Origin of the sequence: Ancylomarina sp. (genome assembly GCF_041555295.1) — a bacterium.
Lineage (GTDB): Bacteria > Bacteroidota > Bacteroidia > Bacteroidales > Marinifilaceae > Ancylomarina.
This window is the reverse complement of sequence record NZ_JBFFKR010000301.1, coordinates 1-3,801: the sequence shown is the minus strand read 5'-3', so window position 1 is coordinate 3,801 and position 3,801 is coordinate 1. Positions and strand designations below refer to the sequence as shown.

Annotated in this window: 3 protein-coding genes; all 3 read left to right on the top strand. The window is 38.2% G+C overall.

What is annotated here, in order from left to right:
* The coding region (gene galK, locus ABY905_RS14970; RefSeq protein ID WP_372645304.1) for a galactokinase at positions 1–756 on the top strand (756 nt) is incomplete at its 5' end.
* Between the two features lie 154 nt (positions 757–910).
* Positions 911–1,954, top strand: a complete 1,044-nt coding sequence (locus tag ABY905_RS14965; protein ID WP_372645302.1) for a UDP-glucose--hexose-1-phosphate uridylyltransferase — start codon at positions 911–913, stop codon at positions 1,952–1,954.
* Positions 1,955–2,046: 92 nt separating this feature from the next.
* Positions 2,047–3,708, top strand: a complete 1,662-nt coding sequence (locus tag ABY905_RS14960; RefSeq protein ID WP_372645300.1) for a sodium/sugar symporter — start codon at positions 2,047–2,049, stop codon at positions 3,706–3,708.
* Positions 3,709–3,801: the final 93 nt, after the last annotated feature.

Sequence of the window (3,801 nt, the reverse complement as noted above, 5' to 3'; positions counted from 1 at the left end):
TCGGTTGCATTTAACGAATTGGTTGAAGCAAATTTCGACCAAGTCGAGCTGGTGAAAATGTCTCAAAAGGCAGAGAATGAATTCGTAGGCGTTAATTGTGGTATTATGGATCAGTTTGCAATTGGGATGGGAGTTAAAAATCATGTTTTAGCTTTGAATTGTGATACGCTAGAGTATGATATTGTGCCTCTTAAAATGGATGGTTATAAGCTAATAATTGGAAATACCAATAAGCAAAGAGGCTTGGCAGATTCGAAGTACAATGAAAGGCGCGCTGAATGTGAGCTTGCGGTTGAATTAATTAATAAAAAACAGGAGATTGATTTCTTGTGTGAACTAAATAATGAGGCGTTTAAGAATCTTGAATCCTTATTAAATAATGAGGTCGTAAGGCGTAGAGCAAAGCACGTTGTTTCCGAAAACCAACGTGTGTTTAAAGCTATAGATGCATTAAAACAAGGTCATCTTGAAGAATTTGGACTTTTGATGAATGCTTCTCATGATTCACTTCGTGACGATTATGAGGTAACCGGAGTAGAATTGGATACGATGGTAGAAGAAGCTCGAAAGATTGATGGTGTTTTGGGATCGAGAATGACTGGTGCTGGATTTGGTGGATGTACAGTAAGTCTAGTTAAGGATGAGGCTGTGGAAATCTTTATTAAAACTGTTGGTGATAATTATAAAAGTCGTATTGGTTTAGATCCCGAATTCTATGTGGCTGAAATTGGAGATGGAGCAAGAAGGATTGAATAAAATTGATGTGCTGATGTGCTAATGTGTTGATGCGATGATGAGATGATGTGATGAAGAAAACATTTGTTATCAGTTATCAGTTATCAGTTATCAGTTATCGAAAACCGACAACCAGCAACCAACAACCAATAAGCGAAAAAAGATAAGCGAAAATATGTCAGAATTTAATATGGAGGATCATCCTCATCGAAGATATAACCCCTTAACTGGGGAGTGGGTTTTAGTATCTCCACATCGAGCAAAGCGTCCATGGCAGGGACAAGTCGAAAAAATTTCAGAAGAAGTACGCCCTGAGCATGATCCTGAATGTTATTTATGTGCAGGCAATGAGCGTATGGGTGGTGAAATTAATCCTGATTACGAGGGTACTTTCGTCTTCACAAATGACTTTGCAGCATTAAATTTGGATGCACCTAAAGGAGAAATTAAAGAGGATGGTTTGTTTCGAGCAGAAAGCGAACAGGGTATTTGCAGAGTGATCTGCTTTTCGCCACGTCATGATCTAACTATTCCAGAGATGGAAGTTTCGGCAGTAAAAAAAGTTGTGGATTTGTGGCAAGAACAATATTTAGAACTGGGGAACCGGCCTGAGATTAATTACGTTCAAATTTTCGAAAATAAGGGTTCTGTTATGGGCTGTAGTAACCCACATCCTCATGGACAAATTTGGGCACAATCTTCCGTTCCTAATGAGCCTGCAAAGGAATCTAAAAATTTTACAACCTATTTTGAGAATCATAATAGAACTCTACTAGGCGACTATCTTGAGAAGGAAATAGAAAAAAAGGATCGTGTTCTTATTGAGAATGATCATTTTGTTGCTTTGGTGCCTTATTGGGCAACCTGGCCTTTCGAAACCATGATTATTTCTAAAAGAACCATTCAGCATTTAGGTCATATGAGTGAAGATGAAAAGGAAGCTTTCGCAACAATTTATCGAGATTTAACTATTCGATACGACAATTTGTTTGAAATCTCATTCCCTTATTCTGCAGGAATTCATCAAGCCCCTACAGACGGGGAAGAGCATCCTGAGTGGCATTTTCATATGCATTTTTATCCACCTTTATTGAGATCAGCGACGGTTAAAAAATTCATGGTAGGTTACGAAATGTTAGGAAACCCTCAACGGGATATCACCGCAGAAACTAGCGCTGAAAGATTAAAATCTCTGTCGGGTATTCATTATAAGAAATAATGGAGTAGGGAATAAGCTAGTAAATGTTAAATTTATAGCTAATAAAAAGAAAACTAGATCTCTGACAATATAAAAATTCAAAATAAGAAGGTATGAATAATGCATTTTCATTTTTAGATTACGCGATTTTCATTATTTATGGAATCGTGATTATTGGAGTTGGCTTATGGGTGTCTCGCGATAAAGAAGGACATCAGAAAAATGCGGACGACTATTTTTTGGCAAGTAAATCATTGCCTTGGTGGGCTATTGGAGCTTCGCTTATTGCAGCAAATATTTCGGCAGAACAGTTCATCGGCATGTCAGGTTCTGGTTTTGCAATTGGTTTAGCCATTGCATCCTATGAATGGATGGCCGCAATTACACTGATTATTGTAGGTAAGTATTTCCTTCCGATTTTTATCGAAAAAGGCTTGTATACCATACCTCAATTTGTAGAACAGCGATATTCAACCAATCTGAAAACTATTTTAGCTATTTTCTGGATTGCTCTCTACGTGTTTGTAAACTTAACATCGGTACTTTATTTAGGAGCCCTGGCCATGGAAACCATCATGGGTGTTCCTATGAAATATGGAATTTATGGCTTAGCTCTTTTTGCAGCCAGTTATTCCCTTTATGGGGGATTGTCAGCTGTGGCCTGGACTGATGTGATTCAAGTTATCTTCCTAACTTTAGGGGGTTTGGTAACAACTTATTTAGCACTGAACCATGTTTCAGGAGGTGAAGGTGTTTGGGCAGGTTTCCAACATATTTATAAGGCTGCACCAGATAGCTTCCATATGATTCTGGATGAGGCACACACGCAATATGTGAATCTCCCTGGTATTGGTGTTTTGATTGGTGGTATGTGGGTTGCGAACCTTTATTATTGGGGATTCAATCAATATATTATCCAAAGAACGCTTGCTGCGAAATCCTTAAAAGAATCGCAAAGAGGGATTGTATTTGCCGGTATTTTAAAGCTGATTATTCCTTTGATTGTTGTTATTCCTGGTATAGCTGCTTATGTTATGGTAAACGATCCTGAGATTATGGCTCGCTTGGGTGATACAGCTCAAAACAATATGCCAACTATGGAGGCTGCTGATAAAGCTTATCCTTGGTTGTTGCAGTTTTTACCTAGTGGCCTCAAAGGGGTCGCTTTTGCTGCATTGGCAGCGGCTATTGTTTCTTCATTGGCATCCATGCTGAATTCAACCTCTACCATTTTTACAATGGATATCTATAAACCTTATTTCAATCCTAAGGCTTCTGATAAAAGAACGGTGAATGTGGGTCGTTTGTCAGCAGCTGGTGCTTTAGTTATAGCTTGTATGATAGCACCATTATTGGATGGTTTGGATCAGGCTTTTCAATTTATTCAGGAATATTCGGGTGTTGTGAGTCCGGGAATTCTGGCGGTTTTCATTCTAGGTCTTTTCTGGAAGAAAGCAACCAATAAAGCGGCTATCATTGGTATTCTGTCTTCTATTCCGATTGCTATGTATTTTAAGCTTGGACCCAAAGGATGGGTTGAAGGTAGTGCGATCGAAGGCTTGTTTCCAACTCTTCCATTCCTCGATCAGATGGGCTTAACCTGTTTGATTGCGATGGCAATAATTGTGATCGTAAGCTTTATGCAAAATAAGGGCGCTGACGATTCTAAAGGAATTGAAATTAGTAGAGAGACCTTTAAAACAGGTAAAACATTTAATATTGTATCCTATGCGATTATTATCGTTTTGGTTGCACTATATGCTTTATTCTGGTAGAGAAATTTAGAATTGGATAAGCATTTAGTGTAAAGAGGACTTAATGGTTTGGCTGGTTATGAGATCTAATTACATTTGAGCTTATTCAATTTA